Below are 19,903 nucleotides of genomic sequence, written 5' to 3'. Positions count from 1 at the left end.
CAGATGAAAAGCAAAAGAGTACTTATTGTAGATGACAACGATCTAAACAGAGCGCTTTTTGAAAACCTTATCGGGCAACAGTTTTCGATAGAGTCCGCCAAAAATGGGCTTGAAGCGTTGGAGTGGGCAAAGAACACGGAGTTTCACCTTATCCTCATGGACATCCAAATGCCCTTGATGGACGGTATCACTGCGATGAAAAAAATCAGAAATGAAACCACCTCAACCTGTCCGATACTTGCAGTCACAGCCTACGCCGGAGAATCCGATCGCGGTAGCTTCCTGGCGCAGGGCTTCGATGACTTTATCACTAAACCTATCCGTCCTCGGGAATTCCTTCAACTCGTCCATAGTTATCTAAAGACCCAGTCCATCGCAAAGCCGACAGAAAGGGTTGAGCAAGTCGAAACCAAGATCCTAGATCGGGCGATTATCGATCAGCTGCTCAAATACCACTCCCGGCAATCCATTCAGAAAATTTTTGAGGATTTCCTAATGGAATGCGAGGAACTAGAGCAGGCGATCGATGCTCATATTCCATATTCTTCCGCTGTAGGTTTGATGGAAAAAATCCATATGCTCAAGGGGAACTCTGGAACTCTGGGCGTCATGGGTGTTTTTCGCACCGCTTTGAAATCTGAAGAACATGGCAGATCTCAACAAACCGAGGAATTCGAAAAGGAAATAAAAATATTAAGAAATGAAATTCGTCAATTCCGAATATTTTTCAACCAAGAACCTATTTTTGAATCATGAGCATAGCCAAAAAAATCCTCGTCGGCGAGGATAGTTCCGTCATCATCAACCTGACCAAAAACGTACTGGCATTTGAAGACTATCAAATGAAGGCAGCCCGCAATGGAAAGCAAGTTCTAGAACTGTTGGAAAAGGAGAAATTTGACCTGATCCTGATGGACATCAGCATGCCGGTCATGGATGGGGTCGAGTGCACCAGACAGATACGAGCCTCGGAGGACGAAGCCATCAGCAAGCTGCCGATTATCGCCATCAGCGGAAATATCCATAACCACACGCCGGAGGAATTTCGCAGATTTGGATTCGATGACTTTATACAAAAACCGCTGAACTACGACAAATTGCTGGCAACGGTCAAAAAATTTCTTAGCTAATGGCAATCAAGTATACCAAGCATTTTCTGGACAAATTGGAAAATCTCTTCTCTGCTTCCGCCTATGTTCTGCGGTATGAGAAGGGCAATTTCAAGTCTGGCTATTGTATACTCAATGATACCAAAATTGTGATCGTCAACAAATACTTTCCCCTCGAAGGAAAAATCAATGCCCTAATTGACATCATGAATGAATTAAACTTTGATCCGAAGGATTTCAAAGACAAACCCAACCAGGATTTCCTCAGCGAACTCCGGCAAACCACGCTCAAGTTTTGAAGGTTAATTTCCTAGGCACCGGCACCTCCCAGGGAGTTCCCGTGATCGGATGCGAGTGTCCTGTCTGCAAATCACTGGATTTTAGAGACAAGAGATTCCGAACATCGATCCACGTGGAGGCGGAAGGTGTCTCGCTGGTGGTAGACACAGGGCCAGATTTCAGAATGCAAATGCTACGCTCAGGGATCCGTCGGCTTGATGCGATACTTTTTACCCACGAGCACAAGGACCATACGGGAGGGTTGGACGACATCCGTCCTTTCAATTTTTCCCAGCAAAAAGACATGCCGATCTTCGGTAGTAAAAACGTGCTGAAACAGATTCGAAGAGAATATGCGTATGTTTTTAGCCCAAAAAAATATCCCGGCGTACCTCAAATCGAGCAAATTGAGATCGACGAAAACCCGTTCTGTGTCAATGGACTGGCCGTCACACCAATTCCGGTTCTCCATTACAAGCTACCTGTTTTTGGCTTCCGCTTTGGAAACTTCAGCTACATTACTGACGCAAAACAAATCCCGGAGAGGTCCATGAAACTGCTGGAGGGCACGGAAATCCTGGTCCTGAATGCCCTGCAGATTGACCCCCACATTTCACATTTCACGCTGAATGAAGCGATCGAAATGGCAAAAAAAATCGGTGCACAACAAACCTATTTCACCCACATCTCACACCGTCTGGGACTCCATGACTCCATCAGCAAACAAATCCCAGACGGAGTGGCTTTGGCCTATGATGGGCTGGAGTTAACTTTGGCCTGATGCACCTCAATTATCATTTTCTCAAATACCTCAGCCCTGCGCTGCATGACACCTTTGTCGGCAGGACTTTGGTAGCCTGCTTTTCCCAGAGCAAAGACGAACTGGTTGTGGAAACGGAGGGGCAAGAGGGAAGCCTGTTTATCCGGGCGCATTTGCTGCCACCACAGATCTATCTGAGTTTTCCGACGCAGTATCATCGCGCCAAGCGAAACAGCATCGATCTTTTCCATGAACTAATCGGCGATGTGATTGTGAGTTGTTCGGTGTTCAGTTTTGAGCGGGCATTCTACTTCGGGTTGGAATCCGGAAAAAAGCTGGTCTTCAAACTTCATGGCAACCGAAGCAACGTCCTTTTGTACCAAAAAGACGAGCAAAGTCCCTCTCTCCTGTTTCGCAGGGAAATTCGCGAAGACAAAGAACTCGATTCGGAAAGCCTGGCAAGATCACTGGAATTGAGTCAAGAGCGATTTGTCGAACTGGACGGAAATGCGTCCCAATTCCTACCGACTCTCGGCGCGATACCACGGGCTTGGCTCAAAGCGCGAGGTTATCCTGAAGCTCCCTTAGATGCCAAATGGACATTGATGCTGGAGGTGTTGGATCTCCTGGACGCACCCCTATTTTCTCTTGTTGAAAATCAAGACGGAGTGCAGCTCAGTCTTTTGCCAGTAGAATCTCCCATCAAAACCTTTTCAGATCCTATTCAGGCGTCGAACGAGCTTTTCTTTCAGGCATTGGTTAAGGGGAAATTCGAAAAAGAAAAAAACTCCCTGCTGAAAAGCTACCAGGATCAGCTGAGAAAGACAGATTCGTACATTCAAAAATCCAGCGCGAAGCTGGAAGAACTCCGCACCGCCGCCGCCCCCAGCCAGCTTGCGGATGTGATTATGGCCAATCTGCATGAGTTTGAAAACGGAAAATCTGAAACCGAACTACTGGATTTCTACACAGGAAACACAGTCAAAGTCACGCTCAAACACAATCAAAAGCCGCAACAGCTAGCCGAGTCTCTCTATCGCAAATCAAAAAACCGGCAAATAGAGCTCGATCAGATCGATAAAACGATCGCGTCTAAGTTCAGTCTGAAAGCAGAGCTGGAGCGTAAAATCGAATCGATTCAGTCCATTGCCGACTTCAGAGGACTCAAGAGCTACCAGAAAACCAACAAGGAAGACAAAGCAATCACTAAAGAAGTGAGCGGCTTGCCCTTCAAGGTCTTCGAATTTGAAGGCTTCACCATTTGGGTCGGGAAGTCCGCCAAGGACAACGACGAGATGCTGAGAGGATTTGTCCACAAGGTTGACCTGTGGCTGCACGCCCGGCAGGTCCCAGGTTCGCACGTGGTCATCCGCATGAAGGGAATGAGCACACTGCCAAACACCGTATTGGAACGGGCAGCAGGCTTAGCGGCCTTTTATTCCAAACTAAAAACAGACTCCCTCGCACCCGTGATCTATACGCACGCGAAGTTTGTGCGAAAAGTAAAAGGGTCTGCTCCGGGTTCCGTGATGGTCAATCGGGAAAAAGTGATCCTCGTGCCACCTATCGGTCCCGACGAAGAGACTGCAGCAAGGAAGTCGTAGACCAAATGTGTTTGAAATGCAGATTTTGCTGCTGATCGGTGTCGGTTTTATCTGTCGCTGGGAATATAGTCCAGCTTCAGGAGAAGCAGGACAACGGGGGGAAAGCCCGGTTTCCGGAGAAGGAGGAAAATCTGAATTCTACACAAAAAAAGGATGAATCCGAAGATCCATCCTTTTTCAATCCGCGAAAATCCACCTGTTGGAATTATTCTACCACGTGCACTTTGAGCATGTTGGTTCTTCCATTCTGCTTCAGCGGCATGCTGGCAGTATTGATGATTATATCTCCCGATTTGACGTGATCGTCATTTTTGAGAGAGTTTTCGATGTCTTCGAAAGTAGCATCTGTGGAAATCTGACTGCTGTAGAAATAGGCGCGTACGCCCCACACCAGAGACATCTGGGTCAGCAATTTTTCATTGCGTGTAAACACGAAAATATTCGCCAACGGACGGTGTGAAGCCAATCTTAAACCGGTGAAACCGGAATAGGTAATTCCGACGATCGCTTTTGCTTTTACATTTCTAGAAAGTCTGGCGGCCATCAAGATCACATTGTCACTCAGGAAAGTTTCTTCTTCTTCAGGGATTTTGTAGAGATTGTGATAGATTTCTGCATTTTGTTCCAGATACATGATGATGCTGGTCATCGCCTTCACGGCATTGACGGGATATTTTCCAGACGCAGTCTCCGCAGAAAGCATCACCGCATCGGCACCATCCAAGACTGCATTGGCCACATCGTTGGTTTCCGCTCGGGTTGGACGTGGATTTTGGATCATGCTCTCCATCATTTGTGTAGCGATGATGACAGGCTTACAGGCGAGCTTACATTTCTCGACCATCTTCTTCTGCCAAAGCGGAACGATCTCCATGGGAACTTCCACTCCCAAGTCACCTCTGGCGACCATGATCGCATCCGTCGCCTCGATGATGGCGTCTATGTTGTCGAGTGCTTCAGGCTTTTCGATTTTAGCTACAATCTTGCATTCCTTGCCTGCGGCTTTGATCCTTGTTCTCAGGTCAGTAATATCATCAGCCGATCTTACAAAAGACAACGCGATCCAATCCACATCGAGATCCAAACCGAAGCTGAGATCTTCGATATCTTTTTCAGTCAGGGAAGGAGCGGAAACTTTGGTATTGGGAAGGTTGATTCCCTTGCGGGACTTGAGAATACCGCCGTGGATGACGGTTGCGTTTACATTTTTACCGTCGGTACTGTTGACAACAACTTCCAGGTTACCATCGTCGATTAGAATCCTGTCACCGGGAACTACGTCTTGGGGAAGGTTTTGATATACGGTACTTACGAGCGCTGAGGTTCCGATTACCGGATCGTTGGTGATGGTAATTTGTTCACCGGGCTTGATCTCTACGCCGTTGTTTTCGACTTCACCTACTCTGATTTTTGGTCCTTGGAGATCCTGAAGGATTCCGAGATTGGTGTTGAGTTCTTTGTTTACTCTACGAATGATTTCGACGACTTCCTGGTGTACGGCATGAGTGCCATGGGAAAAGTTGAGTCGAAAGACATTGGCCCCGGCGGCTGCCAGGCTTTTGATCATTTCGTAGTTGTTGGAGGCAGGGCCTATTGTAGCCAGAATTTTTGTTTTCTTAAAAGGCATGTGGCTCATCGGGTCATTAATAAGTTAATAGGTTGTCTTTTGATTTTAATTTTGAAACATCCAGTCTTACTACGCTTTGAATTAGGGGGTTTTCGGCTAGGTGATCGACAAAGGCAGTAATGCTGGTTTGTTGTGTTTTATCCTGTATTAGAAGGAAGTAGTCCAAATTTCGCAATTCTGGGATCAAATACGCCAATTGCTGCGAAGTATTGATGGCTTTATTTTTTAGAAGCTGGATATACCCGTGCGGCAAAGAAAGGAAATATTGAGAGATATCCATTCGGGGAGCGGAGAGAAACTCGATTTGCAAATCGTCCACCCGTGCCAAATCCAAGTCCATAACTTTGTTGATCAGCCAGGCCATTTTATAATCCTTAACCGGTGACACAAGTCCCAGTAGCTCAAAATCAAACGCGGGTTCTACAAATAATTTGGTCTTCTTCATTTAGGAAGAATCATGATGGAGGCAAAGTTAGAATTAATATTGAGCAGGCCGAACGGGGTTTTTACTTAAAAATTTACTTCTGCCATTTCTTTGTCAATTAGGTATTAAATATATTTCTTTGCGAAGTGTTATTAACTAAACTGATCACAAAATGTCTGAAATTGCACAAAAAGTAAAGGCCATCATTGTTGACAAACTTGGCGTAGAAGAGTCTGAAGTGACTATGGAAGCTAGCTTCACCAATGACCTTGGAGCTGACTCTCTGGATACTGTGGAATTGATCATGGAATTCGAAAAAGAATTCAACATCTCTATTCCAGACGACCAGGCTGAGCAAATCGGTACTGTTGGCCAGGCAATCACATACCTTGAGGCAAACGTTAAATAAGAACTACTGAATTCATTCTATGAATTTAAAAAGAGTTGTTGTAACTGGTTTAGGTGCCCTCACACCGATAGGAAACACCACAGAAGAATTCTGGAAGGGGTTGACTGATGGTGTGAGCGGCGCTGCGCCTATTACTCGGTTCGACGCTTCACTTTTCAAAACCCAATTTGCCTGCGAAGTCAAAAATCTCGACCTCGACCAATACATGGACAGGAAAGAGGCAAGAAAAATGGATGCATTCACCCAGTATGCAATGATTACTGCAGAGCAAGCCATCCTTGATTCCGGTCTTGATCTCGATTCCATTGATAAATCCCGCTCCGGTGTGATTTGGGGCTCCGGCATCGGAGGCCTCAGGACTTTTCAGGAGGAAGTAGCAGAATTTACCAGAGGGGACGGTACCCCACGCTTCAACCCCTTCTTTATTCCCAAAATGATTGCGGATATCGCCGCAGGATTTATTTCCATCAAATACGGATTCAGAGGACCAAACTTTGTGACAGTATCGGCCTGTGCATCAGCTACCAATGCTTTGATAGACGCCTTCAACTATATCCGTTTGGGTAAAGCAGACGTCTTCATCAGCGGTGGTTCGGAAGCAGCAGTATCAGAAGCAGGTATCGGCGGATTCAATGCCATGAAAGCACTTTCTCAGCGAAACGATTCCCCAGAGACCGCTTCTCGTCCATTTGACAAAGACAGAGATGGATTTGTCTTGGGTGAAGGAGCAGGAGCTTTGATTCTGGAAGAATTGGAACATGCGAAAGCCAGAGGGGCAAAAATCTATGCTGAACTTGTCGGTGGTGGTATGACAGCAGATGCGTTTCATATTACCGCTCCACATCCTGAAGGATTGGGAGCAAGCAACGTGATGAAAATCACTCTCGAAGATGCAGGACTTAAGCCAGAAGATATTGACTACATCAATGTCCACGGCACATCCACACCACTCGGTGATGTGGGAGAAATCAAGGCCATCCAAAATATCTTCGGAGATCACGCCTACAAGCTCAATATCAGCAGCACCAAGTCCATGACTGGTCACCTGCTCGGAGCGGCTGGAGCCGTGGAGGCTATTGCGTCGATCCTTGCGATCAACAACAGCCTGGTACCGCCGACGATCAATCACTTCACCGATGATGAAGCCTTTGATCCGGCACTCAACCTGACCTTTAACAAACCTCAGGCGAGAGAAATTAACTATGCGCTAAGCAATACCTTTGGATTTGGCGGACACAATTGCTCCGTCATCTTCAAAAAATATAACTGAACAGAGTGAACCTCTTCAAGAGACTCGGAATCCACACTCTATTCTTTAGCGCGAAAGACAAAAGGCTTGCATCCTCGATCAAGATGATCATTGGGCGCAAGCCTTTGAATTTATCCCTCTATCGACTGGCGCTTACTCCATCCGGACTTGGAGAGGAAACTCCCAAAGGCTTCAAAATCTCCAACGAACGCCTCGAGTTTCTGGGAGATGCTGTATTGGGCTCGGTGATAGCAGAATACTTGTTTAACAAATTCCCGTACCGAGACGAAGGCTTCCTGACCGAAACCCGCTCCAAACTTGTCAACCGTGAAACGCTGAACGAGATCGGAATCAAGATCGGTCTTAAGGACACGCTTGAGCAGGTAGTCAGCAGTCGGCAGTTTATCGGTAACAAGTCACTCTTTGGAGATATTCTGGAAGCATTTGTCGGTGCGGTCTATCTAGATCGGGGTTACAAATTCACCCAAAAGCTCATCCTGCAGCGAATCCTCCTCCACATGGATTTAGATGGGATGATCAGTACGGTGACCAATTACAAAAGCAAGATCATCGAATGGTCGCAAAAAGAGTCCAAAGTAGTCGAATACAAAGTCCTGAGAGTCAATGGAAACCAACGCTTTAAGGAATTTGTTGTCGAGCTGCACGTAGACGGTGAATCTGTCGCCGAGGGCAAGGGCAGCACAAAAAAGAAAGCCGAACAAGAGGCCTCCAAAAATGCATGCGAAACCCTGAACATCTCCCTATAGCACTAAATCCCCCCAATCCAATCAACTCATGGCCGCTATCAAAATTGCCGGAGCAACTGTCAATCAAACCCCACTGGACTGGAAAGGGAACTTCAACCGTATCCAAGACGCCATCGTTCAGGCTAAATCCAAGCAGGTCGAAATCCTCTGTTTTCCTGAATTGGCGATCACGGGGTACGGATCGGAAGACCTCTTTTTGAGCTATTGGTACCCGCAAAAAGCACTGGCCCAACTCGGCAATCTCATCCCCTATTGTACCGAAATCACCGTCGCTGTGGGCCTTCCAGTCCGAATTCAGGACAAAGTTTACAATACGGTTGCTGTGATCGAAAATGCTAAACTGAAAGGCTTTGTCGCCAAGCAATTCATGGCCATCGACGGCGTACATTACGAGTTTCGATGGTTCACCCCTTGGCAAGCAAACCAGGTCATCGATCTCGAATTTCAGGGCGAAAAAATCCCTTTCGGAGATATGACTTTTCGACACAAAGATATTCACTACGGTTTTGAAATCTGCGAAGACGCCTGGAGAGGGGAAGCACGTCCCGGATACCGTCTTTGCGAGCGAAAAGTCGATCTCATCTTTAATCCCAGCGCCTCTCATTTTGCGATGAAAAAGTCCGCGGAGCGCCGTGAATTGATCGAATTTAGCTCGGAGACTTTCGACACTTATTATTGCTACGTCAATCTGCTGGGCAACGAAGCCGGACGGATGATCTTCGACGGCGAGATTCTACTCGGCAAATCCGGGATTTTATTGGCCAGAAACCAACTGCTTTCCTTTCATGATTTTCAGCTATTGACTTTTGAGTTGGAGGAAAAAGAGCAGGGTATCGCCCCAATAGAATCCAAGGAATTGGAGTTTGTCCAAGCTTCATCGCTTGCGCTTTTTGACTACCTGCGTAAAAGCAAAAGTAGCGGATTTGTCCTTTCACTTTCGGGAGGAGCAGACTCCTCGACGATTGCCGTATTGGTTGCCGAAATGGTCAGACGTGGATTCGCGGAACTGGGATTGGAACTGTTTGTAAAAAAACTGGGCATCGTCTTTTCTCCCAAAACAGAAAATCCCGAGAAAGAGCTGGTCGGTGAACTCCTGACGACAGCCTACCAAGGAACCCAAAACTCCTCTGACGACACCTTCAACTCCGCCAAAGCACTGGCTGAAAGTCTCGGGGCGAAGTTCTACTCCTGGACTATTGATGAAGAGGTAAACTCCTACACCCAAAAAATCGAAGCCGCCATCGGTCGCAAGCTGACTTGGGAGCAGGATGACATTACGCTTCAAAACATTCAGGCGCGCTCCCGATCTCCGATCATTTGGATGCTTGCCAACTTGGGCAATGCCCTTTTGCTTTCCACTTCCAACCGAAGTGAAGGTGATGTCGGCTATGCGACGATGGATGGCGACACCAGCGGAAGCATCTCTCCTATCGCCGCCGTGGACAAGCACTTTCTCCTACACTGGCTGCACTGGGCGGAGAAAAATCTGAATAGACCCGGACTTTCGTTTGTCAACTCACTCACCCCTACCGCCGAGTTGCGACCACTGGAGCGAACGCAGACAGACGAAAAGGATCTCATGCCCTACGCTATCATCGTGGAAATCGAACGCTTGGCGATTCGTGACAGAAGATCTCCGATGGACGTTTTTCTTATTTTGAAGGAAGAACTTGAGATTGAGGAATCCGTTTTGAAGGACTATATCAAAAAATTCTTCCGACTTTGGTCGAGAAACCAATGGAAGCGTGAACGCTTGGCTCCATCCTTTCACCTAGACGAATTCAACGTCGACCCGAAAACTTGGTATCGCTTTCCGATTCTTTCTGGAGGCTATACCGAAGAACTTGAACAATTAGACCAATTCTAATCAGATATTATGCTTGAATCTTTTCTGAGTTATGTAGTATGGGATCCCAATCAGGCGGTTTTTGCCGGTTTTGAGAGACTGAGATGGTACAGTTTACTTTTCGCCTTGGGTTTCATCATCTCCCAACAATTCATGGTTTACTTTTTCAGGAAAGAAGGTCAGGACGAAACCTTAGTGGATAAACTGACCATCTATATGGTCTTGGCTACCATCATTGGAGCGAGACTGGGCCACGTCCTTTTTTACGAACCGGAAAAATACCTCAGCAATCCGATAGACATCCTGAAAGTATGGGAAGGTGGCTTGGCATCGCATGGAGCAGCCATCGCCATCCTCTTTGCACTTTGGCTTTATTCTAAAAGAACTCCGGGACAAAGCTACCTCTGGGTAGTCGATCGGATCGTGATCGTCACCGCCATGACGGGAGCTTTGATTCGCTTTGGCAATCTGATGAACTCCGAGATCGGGGGAAAAGATACTGGAACAGACAGTGGCTATGTCTTTGCCCGTGACGCAGAGGAAATCCTGGAGACGCTCAAGGTTCCTTTTGAATACATCGATGCCTACAAACCGGAAGATCGCGCAGGAGAATTGCAGGGCAATGGAATCGTACCTGTAAACTTTGAATTGAAGATCAACAAGGGCAACTTCTCCAAAGAAGACCTTTCGAGTATCTTGGAACGAGATATCAAATATGCGCTGACCCAATTCAGATCGTCCAAAGAATACCTTGCCGAATCGGTGGAAAATCCTCTCAATTTCGAAATTGTAGAGCAGCCGGATGGCTACCTCGTGACGGTGAAAACCTTTGGTCGCACCAAATATCCAACGCAGATCTATGAGTCACTTTCCTATTTCGTGATTTTCCTGATCCTGTTTGCACTTTGGAACAAATTCAAATCAAGGCTCCCCGATGGGTTGCTGTTGGGACTTTTCCTGATTTCTGTCTTTGGGATGCGTTTCGTCTGGGAATTCCTCAAGGAAGTTCAGGTGGACTTTGAGCAATCCATGCAGTTCAATATGGGCCAAATCCTGAGCGTCCCGCTGGTACTGGCTGGGATTGTACTCGTCACGATGGCGTTGAAAAAAGGATTCAAGCTGGAGAAGTCTTAAGGAACAGGATCATGACCATGCCCTCCCCAGGGATGGCAGCGACCAATTCTTTTGAATCCCAAGAATCCTCCCTTTATTACTCCATGCTTCTTAATCGCGTCGATCATATATTGACTGCACGTCGGCGTGAACCTGCAACTTGCCGGGAACAGCGGCGAAATCACGTATTGGTAAACCAAAATGGGAAATAGGACGATCTTTCTCAAGTAGGTTTTAAACATTTGTTATACCTTTTGGGCTGGTTTGCAGAGGTGCAACCAAAATTACTCAATTAGAATTCCTTTGGTTTCTATTTTCAAAAACATACTCACCATTACATTCTTAGTCTTTCTGGTGAGCATTGGAGAGATCAAAGCTCAGGACACTTCCCTGAGCCCCAGCAATCCGCCTACCCCTGACAGTGTAAGGGTCAACAACATCTTTATCATCGGGAATGAAAAAACGCAGAAAAACGTCATTCTTCGCGAGCTGGATTTCACGACCGACTTCTTCTACGATTGGGAGACATTCATGGGGATCATCCAAGCCGATCAGCAAAAAATCTACAATCTAAGGCTATTTACGCAGGTCGAAGTCACCCCGCTTTTCACCGGAGACAATGAGGTCGAGATCCTGATATCGGTTAAAGAACGCTGGTATGTCTTGCCTTCCGTCATTTTCCAGCTGGCCGATAGAAACTTTACAGAATGGTGGACAAACCAGGGAAGAGATTGGTCCCGGGTCAATTACGGACTAAAACTAAGTCACAGTAATGTGGGCGGTAGAAACGAAAAGCTTCGATTCTCCGGGCAAATGGGCTTCACCAAAGGCCTCGACATCCTCTATTCCAAACCCTACATCGACAAAAAACAAAATCATGGCCTTGCTGTCCAGCTGACCTATGCTGACCAGAAAACGATTCCTATCAAGTCTGAAAACAACCGCCAAGTCTTCTTTACCAATGACACCGAAAGTGTGTTGAGAAAAAATTTCGCGACAGCGCTGAGATATACCTACCGGAGGACTTTCTACAACTACCATTTCCTGACGCTTGGATACAACTATACGTGGATCAATCCAGAAGTATTGACGGAAAACCCAGACTATCTGCAAAACAACGAAAACAACAACCTGCGGTATCTTTATCTCCAGTATTCTTTCCGACATGACAACAGAAACGTCGCGGCCTACGCTACGCAGGGGGAATATCTACAGTTCACAGCCACGAAGTACGGCATCATCTACACCGAGGACTTGGATGAGGTTGAAGTCAACATCGTGGCCAATAAATATTTCCCAATCAGTGACAAATTCCACTTCGCCGCAGGCTTGACCGGTGTGTGGTTTCTCAGCCCACAGCAACCCTATACCTTAGTCAGGGGGATCGGTTATTCGCCCAATTTTATCCGTGGCTATGAACTGAACGTCATCGAAGGACAGCAACTGTACGTGCAAAAAAACAGCCTTCGCTACAAGCTCTTTGACTTGTCATTTGACATCTCCAGATTTATGCCTTTGGATCAGTTCAGCACCATTCCCTTCAAGGCTTACCTGAGTGCAAATTTTGATCACGGAAGCGTAACAGACAGGAACAACATTCCCGAAAATGCCCGACTTACTAACAAATACCTATTTGGGTACGGGGCAGGTATCGACGTCGTGGCGATCTATGACATGGTACTGAGGTTTGAATACTCCCTTAACAACCAAGGAGAAGGGAACTTCTTCTTCAACTTCAAAGCCGCTTTTTAATTTCCGTTTGTTCATCACTTAATTTTAAATTTTAACTAAATTAGGTTCAGCTATTTTTTTTGAACCTGATGAAGCCACTCCTATTTTTAAGCTTCTGGTTTTGGGCGATTCCCCTCTGTATCGCCCAAACTGACCCCGTCTCCCAAGCCCATGGAGCCAGAAGTCAAGGCATGGGCAATGCCAAAATTTTCCTCCCCGATTCTTGGACTTATTTCAACAATGTCGGCGCAATGGATCGCATCGAAGGAACCGAAATTTCAGCTGGCTTCGACCATCGGTACGGACTTCCGGAGTTGACGACCGTGGATTTGGCTTTAGCGTGGAAAAATGAGTTCGGAACCCTCGGACTTGGTGTATCACGCTTTGGAGGAAAACTCTTCAACCAGCAATTGTTCGGACTTGGCTTTTCGAATACCCTTGGCATCGTCAGCATTGGCGCAAAGGTAGAGTGGTTTCAAACCCAGATCGAGGGCTTTGGCAACGGAAACGCCGTCCTTTTTTCCCTAGGCGGAGTTGCCGAACTAGGCCCAAAATTTTTCCTTGGTGCAAACTTCTCCAATCTCAACAGTGCAAAAATCAGCCAAAACAGTGAACAAAGACTCCCAACTGCCGTCCAGCTTGGCGTTTCCTATTTGCCCATCGAATCACTAAGAGTCTTGGCTGAGCTAGAAAAAGATGTCGAACTGGATCCGATCTTCAAAGTTGGAATCGAGTATGAACTCAGAGAATGGATCATCCTCAGGACTGGCGTCAACAGTAATCCAAGTAGACTCAGTTTCGGACTCGGCATAAGAAAAAATCGATTCGGATTTGACTATGCCTATGGACAAAACTCCTCCTTGGGTCGCACGCATCATGTGAGCCTGGTGTTGAAACTGACTGAGAAATGAAAGGGGTCTGGGGAATAGTTGCGGCGATGATGCTGCCTACTTTAGCCTTCTCCCAGAGTCCTCCAAAATACCCGATCGACATGGAGGCATTTGTCGAGCGACTTTTCCCCGTTCAGGAAGAGGATATGGACTACGAATCGATCTATGAAGTGCTCTTCCAGCTTTACCTCAATCCGATCGACATCAACCGGGCGGACGCAGAAGTATTGCAGGCCACCTACCTCCTCAACCCCTCACAGGTCAGCCAACTGATCAGCTACCGCAACGAATTCGGAGCGCTTCTGTCGATCTATGAGCTGCAGGCCGTCCCAGAGTTTGACCTTCAACTCATCGAAAAACTCGTTCCATTTATCAGCATCGGAGACACGGGAAAGAAAAGTCAGCGATTTTGGCAGCGGGTCAAAAGCGAAGAGCAAGCTTACATCCTATTTCGCCACCAGCGGACTTGGGAAACCAGAAAAGGCTTTACACCCGCCACCACAAACTCCGCAGGCGATTTCACCAGTCGCTACCTTGGTGATCCCAACACGGTATACCTGCGATTTAGAATCCAACATGCCCGAGACTTCAGCATGGGCTTGACTCTGGACAAAGACGCCGGCGAACAATTCGCCTGGGACGGAAAGACAGCCCGCTATGGCTTCAACTTTCTCTCATTCCACTTCACCCGATACTTCGTAGGCAGATGGAAGACCATCGCCTTGGGAGATTTTCAAGCATCATTTGGACAGGGATTGGTTTTCGGTGCTGGTTATGCTTTAGGCAAAGGAGCCGAGACGGTGCCGACAGTTCGGCGTAGTAGCATTGGAATCTTGCCCTACACCGCCGCGATGGAGTTTGGTTTTTTCAGAGGTGTCGGGGCTACGAGGCAGTTCAAAAACTGGCAAGCTACCCTGCTGGCTTCTCATGCTGCCAGAGACGGAAGGATTACATCATCCTTAGACAGCCTAGAATCAGCCAGCGAAATTATCAGCACATTGAACCAATCAGGCCTGCATCGAACCCCCAGCGAGCTTTCTACCAAAAACCAATTTCAGGAGACCAATCTTGGCGGAAATGTGCAGTATTCCCATCCTTCCGGAAAGTTTCAATCCGGAGCCAACGCGCTGTTTTCGAGGTTTGACCGTCCATGGATCAAGACACCCGAAGTGTACAACCGATTCGAATTTGCCGGACAAAGCAATCTGGTTTCCAGCCTTTATTTCAACTACAACTGGAAAAACTTCCTGCTTTTCGGCGAATCCGCCCTTTCGCAAAGCGGAGGAAGTGGCACCGTCCTCGGCTTTGTCAGCAGTCTTAGCAAGCAGATTGATCTCTCACTCCTTTGGAGAAAATACGACCGAAACTTTCACAGCTTCTATGCCTCCGGCTTCTCAGAAAGCACCCGTCCGATCAACGAGCAGGGCATCTATCTGGGCCTACAGATCAGGCCTGAAAAGCGCTGGAAAATCAACGCCTATTACGATTATTTCAAATTTCCCTGGCTTAAGTACCGGGTATATGCCCCCTCCTCAGGCTACGAATGGCTCGGCAGGCTCAGCTACCAACCGACCAGAAGCATGATCACTTTCATCCAAATTCGCCAAGAACAGAAAGACAGAAATCTGAGTGACTCCGGCCAACAAGCTCTACCCTATCTCGTCCAACCGGTCAAAAAACTAAATGGCACCCTCAGTCTGGAGAGCCATCTCACCAGAGACCTTTTCATCCGCTCACGGGTCTTGGTAAGTCGGGTGAAAATCCAGGAGGAAATCACCCATGGCTTCATGATCCTTCAGGATGTGCAGTATGGAAAAGAAAAATGGCGACTGACCGGCCGAGTAGCCCTTTTCGATACCGACACCTACGACAACCGGCTGTATGCCTTCGAAAACAATGTACTTTGGACGTTTTCGATCCCGGCCTTTTCGGGTCAGGGCATGCGCTATTACCTACTCGGTCAATACCAAGTCACTCCTAAATTGACCGCCTACCTTCGTTTCTCACGGACTTCCTATACTGATCGGGAGGTCATTAGCAGCGGTCTTCAGGAGATTGGCGGCTCCAAACAGACCGACACCGCGTTCATGCTCCGCTATTTTCTAAAATGATATTCCACTAGTGGTGACGCAGTCCTTATGGTTTTTGATAATTTGGGACAAAGCTAAATACCTTATGAAAAAACCACTTTACCTACTCACTATTTTGATGCTTTGTGCTTTTGCAGGTTTCGCACAAAACCTCGACTTGAGCAAATTCAACAAAAACGAAGGATTCGTGCCTTTTTATCTCGATGAGGAAAAAGGCAAAATCTATCTCGAAATCTCCAACCTGGACCAAGAGTTTCTCTACGTCAACTCGCTGACTGCTGGCGTCGGGTCTAACGACATCGGCCTGGATCGGGGCCAACTTGGCGATGATCGTTTGGTCGAATTCCGCAAGACTGGCAACAAAGTCTTTTTGGTTCACAAAAACCTCGGATTCAGAGCCTACACTGACAATCCCTACGAGGCCAAATCTATCCAAGATGCCTTTGCAGAATCTATCCTTTGGGGATTTGAGGTGGTACAAAAAGATGGCGACAAACTGATCGTGGATGCCACCAACTTCTACCTGCAGGATGCCCATGGTGTAGGAGAATCCCTCACCAGATCCCGCCAAGGAAGCTACCGAGTGGACGCGAGCAGGTCAGGGTTATATTTCCCCACCACCAAAAACTTCCCCCAGAACACCGAAGTAGAAGCGACCATCACGCTCACCGGAACAGGCGCCGGAGGCTACCTCAGATCGGTGACTCCGACGCCAGAGGCGGTTACCGTACGGATGAGGCATTCCTTCATCGAGCTTCCAGAACTCTATGCGATGAGAGAATTTGATCCTCGCGGGGGATTTTTCTCCATCAGCTATCAGGATTATACCACACCTATCGATGAGCCTTTGATTAAGCGATTTATCTCAAGACATCGATTGGAGAAAAAGGATCCCAATGCCGCAGTCTCTGAAGTGGTCGAACCTATCGTCTATTACCTCGACCGAGGAACTCCTGAGCCAGTCGCATCCGCACTCATCGAAGGTGGCAACTGGTGGGCGCAGGCCTTTGAAGCTGCCGGTTTCAAAGATGCCTTCCGTGTGGAACTCGCTCCCGAAGGCCTCGACCTGATGGACGTCCGATACAATGTAATCCAATGGGTGCACCGCTCCACGAGAGGTTGGTCTTACGGCTCCAGCGTGAGAGATCCGAGAACGGGAGAAATCCTCAAAGGCCACGTTTCTCTGGGTTCCCTTCGCGTGAGACAGGATTATTTGATCGCGCAGGGACTGCTACAGCCTTTCGAAGAAGGAAAACCTGCCGATCCAAAGGCGATGCAAATGGCGCTTGATCGATTGAAGCAACTCTCTGCTCATGAGATCGGTCACACCATCGGTGTGGCTCACAGCTACGCCACTTCTCCAAACAATCGCGCGTCGGTGATGGATTATCCGCATCCGCTAATTACCCAAAGTGCAAATGGAGAACTCGACTTCAGTCAGGCCTATGACCTGAAAATCGGTGAATGGGACAAATGGGCGATCAAATACGGCTACGGCACGCCGTCCGCTGGACAGAGCGAAGCAGAGTTTTTGGAGAAAACCCTGGAAGACACCTACGCTGCAGGCTTTGAGTTTATCACCGATTCGGACTCCAGAAACCCAAGCGGAGTACATCCACGCTCTCACCTCTGGGACAACGGGACGACTGCATCCGGGGAATTGATGCGCATGCTCAAGCTGAGGGAAAATCGGATGAAAACATTTGGTCTAAATGCAATCAAAACCGGCGAACCTCAGGCTTTGCTTGAAGAAGTGTTTGTGCCACTTTACCTCATGCACCGCTTCCAGATCGAAGCGACAAGCAAGGTGATCGGTGGCTTGGACTATACCTACAAGATCAAAGGGGATAACCAGCCCGAGCAAAAATGGATTCCTGCGAAGGATCAAATGGATGCACTCAGCGCCTTGTTGACGACGATTTCCCCGGCCCAGCTGGAAGTACCTGCGCACATTTTGGCACTGATCCCTCCAAGACCGTATGGATACGGCCGAAACAGAGAGACCTTCCCATCCCGTACCGGACCGACTTTTGATCCGATCGCTCCGGCAGAAAACGTCGTCGATGCAACACTCAATTTCCTCTTTGAAAGTGGCAGAGTGAACAGAATTTACCTCCAAAATCTTCAGGATAAGACCTTGCCCGGCTTACAAGACGTGCTGAACCAAGTCACTTCGGCGGTCTTTTCCAATACCCTTCCGGGAGGATTGAAGGATGAGATCAAGCTTATGACCGAGGCAAAGATGACTGATCAACTCATTGCGCTTTCCAAAGATGGCAATGCGTCTCAAACAGTACGGGCAATCACGAGAATGCAGCTCGACAAAATAAGCGACATGACCAGCGGCAGCGGGGTATTGCTTGCTCATAGAACTTACCTTTCTGACAAGATTGAGGCATTTCTTGAGCTACCGGAAGAATGGACACCGCAGCAGACACTGAACACACCTGACGGTGCGCCGATCGGAATGGAAGCAATGAGTTGTGATTTCGATTTCTAACATTCAAAACCGGGTCTAATATGCCCGGTTTTTTTTATCCATTAGAAGATTCGGAAAATGCTTTCCTAAACCCTTGCCTTTCAGAATAATTGTGGCTATCCTACACACTCTAAAAGCAAGTTTTTTGATATGGAAAGCACTAAAAAAAGATGCTTTGTCGTCATGGGTTTCGGAATCAAAACCGACTACATCAACGGACGAAAGCTAGATCTGAACAAATCCTACCGGCTCCTGATCAAACCGGTGGTTGAATCCAAGGGAATCGAATGCGTTCGCGCCGACGAAATCACCCATTCCGGATCCATCGATGTGCAGATGTATCAGGAGTTGCTGCAGGCGGATCTCGTGATTGCGGACCTCTCTACACTCAATGCAAATGCGCTTTATGAATTGGGAATCAGGCATGCACTTCGGCCTTTTACCACGATTGTAATTTCGGAAAACAAGCTCGTGTACCCATTTGACCTCAATCACGTGGTTATTCACAGCTATCAACACCTCGGAGATGCAATAGACTATGAGGAGGTAGAACGATTCAGAGCGGCCCTTGGAAATGTAATCCAAACCGTTTTGGACAAAACAGAAGCCGACAGTCCCGTTTACACCTACCTACACGCGCTCATCCCTCCCCAGCTACAGAAGCAAATCGAAAGGGCGGTCACCGAATCGGTCAAAACTGAACCTGCGCCGGAGATCGGAAAAGCCCTTTCTCTGATCATCCAAGAAGCCGAAGATGCCATCGAAACCAAGGAATTTGCAAAGGCTAAAAACCTTTTTCAAACAGCGGCTTTGCTGTCCACCAGTAATTCCGGCCAGAAAGACACCTACCTAACTCACCGCCTGGCGTTTACGACCTACAAAGCCGCCCAACCAGATTTGGTCACCTCACTCTATGAGTCGCTGGCCCTACTCAAATCCATCCATCTAGACACCAGCAATGATCCGGAGACCGTCTCATCTGCGGCAGCAGTGGAGAAAAAGCTCTACGAATGCGGCGAAGGTGAGTCGCACCTCGAGGAGTCTATCCTATATTACCAGCGGAGCTATTACCTGCTCAACAACCGATATAACGGCATCAACTTGGCGATGACTCTGGTATATCACGCTACATCCAATCTTGCCATTTCCGATCAGGACCGAATCGCTGATCTGATTTTTGCGCAGCGAACCTGGAAGCGGGTGCTGTACCTCTGTGATCGAGACTGGAAACTAATTCAGGAAAAAGAAAAAAATGACCAAGCCCTCATCAACGACGGCACCAAAGACGGACAGGAACTTCAGGAATACTACAGCAGTCAGAAATATTGGATATTGGTCAATCGGGCGGAGTCATATTTCGGTCTTGGCGACTTCGCATCTTATCGGAAACACGTCGAGGAATCAAAAAATATCCCCTTCCATCCTTGGCAATTGGAGAGCTTTACTGAACAAATCGGTAAATTAGAAGCTGAATTAAAAAAAGTAGGGCACCTGCTCGAACCGAAATGGATCGCCCCTAGTTAAGC

19 protein-coding genes are annotated in these 19,903 nt (G+C 47.6%); 16 read left to right on the top strand and 3 right to left on the bottom strand.

Translation table 11 applies throughout. The features are described 5' to 3' along the window. Positions 1-3 precede the first annotated feature (3 nt). Genes ABD031_RS21360 through ABD031_RS21335 form a run of 6 tightly spaced genes read left to right on the top strand, consistent with a single transcriptional unit; the run spans position 4 to position 3,909 of the window. Complete coding sequence (locus ABD031_RS21360) at positions 4-756, top strand: response regulator (protein ID WP_343854974.1); 753 nt, start codon at positions 4-6, stop codon at positions 754-756. Continuing rightward, positions 753-1,130, top strand: coding sequence for a response regulator (locus ABD031_RS21355; protein ID WP_343854973.1), 378 nt, complete (start codon positions 753-755; stop codon positions 1,128-1,130). Before ABD031_RS21360 ends, ABD031_RS21355 begins: the two co-directional genes overlap by 4 nt. After that, entirely contained in the window at positions 1,130-1,408 is a 279-nt protein-coding gene (locus ABD031_RS21350; protein ID WP_343854970.1) for a hypothetical protein, read from the top strand. The genes ABD031_RS21355 and ABD031_RS21350 overlap by 1 nt, the downstream gene beginning before the upstream one ends. Continuing rightward, positions 1,405-2,169, top strand: coding sequence for an MBL fold metallo-hydrolase (locus ABD031_RS21345; protein ID WP_343854969.1), 765 nt, complete (start codon positions 1,405-1,407; stop codon positions 2,167-2,169). The genes ABD031_RS21350 and ABD031_RS21345 overlap by 4 nt, the downstream gene beginning before the upstream one ends. Continuing rightward, on the top strand, positions 2,169-3,752 hold the full coding sequence (locus tag ABD031_RS21340; protein WP_343854968.1) for an NFACT RNA binding domain-containing protein: 1,584 nt from the start codon (positions 2,169-2,171) through the stop codon (positions 3,750-3,752). The genes ABD031_RS21345 and ABD031_RS21340 overlap by 1 nt, the downstream gene beginning before the upstream one ends. Positions 3,753-3,768: 16 nt before the next feature. After that, a complete protein-coding gene (locus ABD031_RS21335) occupies positions 3,769-3,909 on the top strand; it encodes a hypothetical protein (protein WP_343854966.1) in 141 nt (46 codons plus the stop codon). A gap of 48 nt (positions 3,910-3,957) precedes the next feature. On the opposite strand, the gene pyk is transcribed toward ABD031_RS21335, so the two are convergent. Further along, complete coding sequence (gene pyk / locus ABD031_RS21330; protein WP_343854965.1) at positions 3,958-5,388, bottom strand: pyruvate kinase; 1,431 nt, start codon at positions 5,386-5,388, stop codon at positions 3,958-3,960. 7 nt (positions 5,389-5,395) lie between these two features. Further along, the gene (locus ABD031_RS21325) at positions 5,396-5,824 is read right to left on the bottom strand and encodes an IPExxxVDY family protein (RefSeq protein ID WP_343854963.1); all 429 of its coding nucleotides are present in this window, start codon (positions 5,822-5,824) and stop codon (positions 5,396-5,398) included. 151 nt (positions 5,825-5,975) lie between these two features. On the opposite strand from ABD031_RS21325, the gene ABD031_RS21320 reads away from it, so the two are divergent. From ABD031_RS21320 to ABD031_RS21300, 5 genes are read left to right on the top strand one after another with little or no spacing between them, the layout of a single operon-like run. Further along, complete coding sequence (locus ABD031_RS21320) at positions 5,976-6,212, top strand: acyl carrier protein (protein ID WP_026950184.1); 237 nt, start codon at positions 5,976-5,978, stop codon at positions 6,210-6,212. Between the two features lie 19 nt (positions 6,213-6,231). Further along, entirely contained in the window at positions 6,232-7,482 is a 1,251-nt protein-coding gene (gene fabF, locus ABD031_RS21315) for a beta-ketoacyl-ACP synthase II (protein WP_343854960.1), read from the top strand. A gap of 5 nt (positions 7,483-7,487) precedes the next feature. Further along, positions 7,488-8,228, top strand: a complete 741-nt coding sequence (rnc, locus tag ABD031_RS21310; RefSeq protein ID WP_425542820.1) for a ribonuclease III — start codon at positions 7,488-7,490, stop codon at positions 8,226-8,228. Between the two features lie 28 nt (positions 8,229-8,256). Beyond that, positions 8,257-10,095 (top strand): NAD(+) synthase, encoded by a 1,839-nt coding sequence (gene nadE, locus ABD031_RS21305; RefSeq protein ID WP_343854959.1) that lies wholly within the window; start codon positions 8,257-8,259, stop codon positions 10,093-10,095. 9 nt (positions 10,096-10,104) lie between these two features. Then, a complete protein-coding gene (locus ABD031_RS21300) occupies positions 10,105-11,208 on the top strand; it encodes a prolipoprotein diacylglyceryl transferase (RefSeq protein ID WP_343854957.1) in 1,104 nt (367 codons plus the stop codon). On the opposite strand, the gene yidD is transcribed toward ABD031_RS21300, so the two are convergent. Continuing rightward, positions 11,205-11,429, bottom strand: a complete 225-nt coding sequence (gene yidD, locus ABD031_RS21295) for a membrane protein insertion efficiency factor YidD (RefSeq protein WP_343854955.1) — start codon at positions 11,427-11,429, stop codon at positions 11,205-11,207. The genes ABD031_RS21300 and yidD overlap by 4 nt on opposite strands. 61 nt (positions 11,430-11,490) lie before the next feature. Here yidD and ABD031_RS21290 point away from each other — a divergent pair, with 61 nt between their 5' ends. From ABD031_RS21290 to ABD031_RS21270, 5 genes are all read left to right on the top strand, one after another. Beyond that, a complete protein-coding gene (locus ABD031_RS21290; RefSeq protein ID WP_343854953.1) occupies positions 11,491-12,939 on the top strand; it encodes a POTRA domain-containing protein in 1,449 nt (482 codons plus the stop codon). 68 nt (positions 12,940-13,007) lie between these two features. Continuing rightward, positions 13,008-13,829, top strand: coding sequence for a PorV/PorQ family protein (locus ABD031_RS21285; RefSeq protein WP_343854952.1), 822 nt, complete (start codon positions 13,008-13,010; stop codon positions 13,827-13,829). Continuing rightward, positions 13,826-15,919, top strand: a complete 2,094-nt coding sequence (locus ABD031_RS21280) for a ComEA family DNA-binding protein (protein WP_343854951.1) — start codon at positions 13,826-13,828, stop codon at positions 15,917-15,919. Before ABD031_RS21285 ends, ABD031_RS21280 begins: the two co-directional genes overlap by 4 nt. A 64-nt stretch (positions 15,920-15,983) precedes the next feature. Next, positions 15,984-18,398, top strand: coding sequence for a zinc-dependent metalloprotease (locus ABD031_RS21275; protein ID WP_343854949.1), 2,415 nt, complete (start codon positions 15,984-15,986; stop codon positions 18,396-18,398). Between the two features lie 129 nt (positions 18,399-18,527). After that, positions 18,528-19,901 (top strand): tetratricopeptide repeat-containing protein, encoded by a 1,374-nt coding sequence (locus ABD031_RS21270; protein ID WP_343854948.1) that lies wholly within the window; start codon positions 18,528-18,530, stop codon positions 19,899-19,901. Positions 19,902-19,903: the final 2 nt, after the last annotated feature.

It is taken from the genome of Algoriphagus jejuensis (genome assembly GCF_039523455.1).
GTDB classification, from domain to species: domain Bacteria; phylum Bacteroidota; class Bacteroidia; order Cytophagales; family Cyclobacteriaceae; genus Algoriphagus; species Algoriphagus jejuensis.
Note: the sequence above shows the minus strand (reverse complement) of the source record. Positions and strands in the feature narration are given on the sequence as shown.

Excerpts from the sequence above, each read along its gene's own strand:
- ABD031_RS21360 (WP_343854974.1), top strand. The coding sequence starts at position 4 with ATGAAAAGCAAAAGAGTACTTATTGTAGATGACAACGATCTAAACAGA.
- ABD031_RS21355 (WP_343854973.1), top strand. The coding sequence starts at position 753 with ATGAGCATAGCCAAAAAAATCCTCGTCGGCGAGGATAGTTCCGTCATC.
- ABD031_RS21350 (WP_343854970.1), top strand. The coding sequence starts at position 1,130 with ATGGCAATCAAGTATACCAAGCATTTTCTGGACAAATTGGAAAATCTC.
- ABD031_RS21340 (WP_343854968.1), top strand. The coding sequence starts at position 2,169 with ATGCACCTCAATTATCATTTTCTCAAATACCTCAGCCCTGCGCTGCAT.
- ABD031_RS21335 (WP_343854966.1), top strand. The coding sequence starts at position 3,769 with ATGCAGATTTTGCTGCTGATCGGTGTCGGTTTTATCTGTCGCTGGGAA.
- pyk (WP_343854965.1), bottom strand. The coding sequence starts at position 5,388 with ATGAGCCACATGCCTTTTAAGAAAACAAAAATTCTGGCTACAATAGGC.
- ABD031_RS21325 (WP_343854963.1), bottom strand. The coding sequence starts at position 5,824 with ATGAAGAAGACCAAATTATTTGTAGAACCCGCGTTTGATTTTGAGCTA.
- ABD031_RS21320 (WP_026950184.1), top strand. The coding sequence starts at position 5,976 with ATGTCTGAAATTGCACAAAAAGTAAAGGCCATCATTGTTGACAAACTT.
- fabF (WP_343854960.1), top strand. The coding sequence starts at position 6,232 with ATGAATTTAAAAAGAGTTGTTGTAACTGGTTTAGGTGCCCTCACACCG.
- nadE (WP_343854959.1), top strand. The coding sequence starts at position 8,257 with ATGGCCGCTATCAAAATTGCCGGAGCAACTGTCAATCAAACCCCACTG.
- ABD031_RS21300 (WP_343854957.1), top strand. The coding sequence starts at position 10,105 with ATGCTTGAATCTTTTCTGAGTTATGTAGTATGGGATCCCAATCAGGCG.
- yidD (WP_343854955.1), bottom strand. The coding sequence starts at position 11,429 with ATGTTTAAAACCTACTTGAGAAAGATCGTCCTATTTCCCATTTTGGTT.
- ABD031_RS21285 (WP_343854952.1), top strand. The coding sequence starts at position 13,008 with ATGAAGCCACTCCTATTTTTAAGCTTCTGGTTTTGGGCGATTCCCCTC.
- ABD031_RS21280 (WP_343854951.1), top strand. The coding sequence starts at position 13,826 with ATGAAAGGGGTCTGGGGAATAGTTGCGGCGATGATGCTGCCTACTTTA.
- ABD031_RS21275 (WP_343854949.1), top strand. The coding sequence starts at position 15,984 with ATGAAAAAACCACTTTACCTACTCACTATTTTGATGCTTTGTGCTTTT.
- ABD031_RS21270 (WP_343854948.1), top strand. The coding sequence starts at position 18,528 with ATGGAAAGCACTAAAAAAAGATGCTTTGTCGTCATGGGTTTCGGAATC.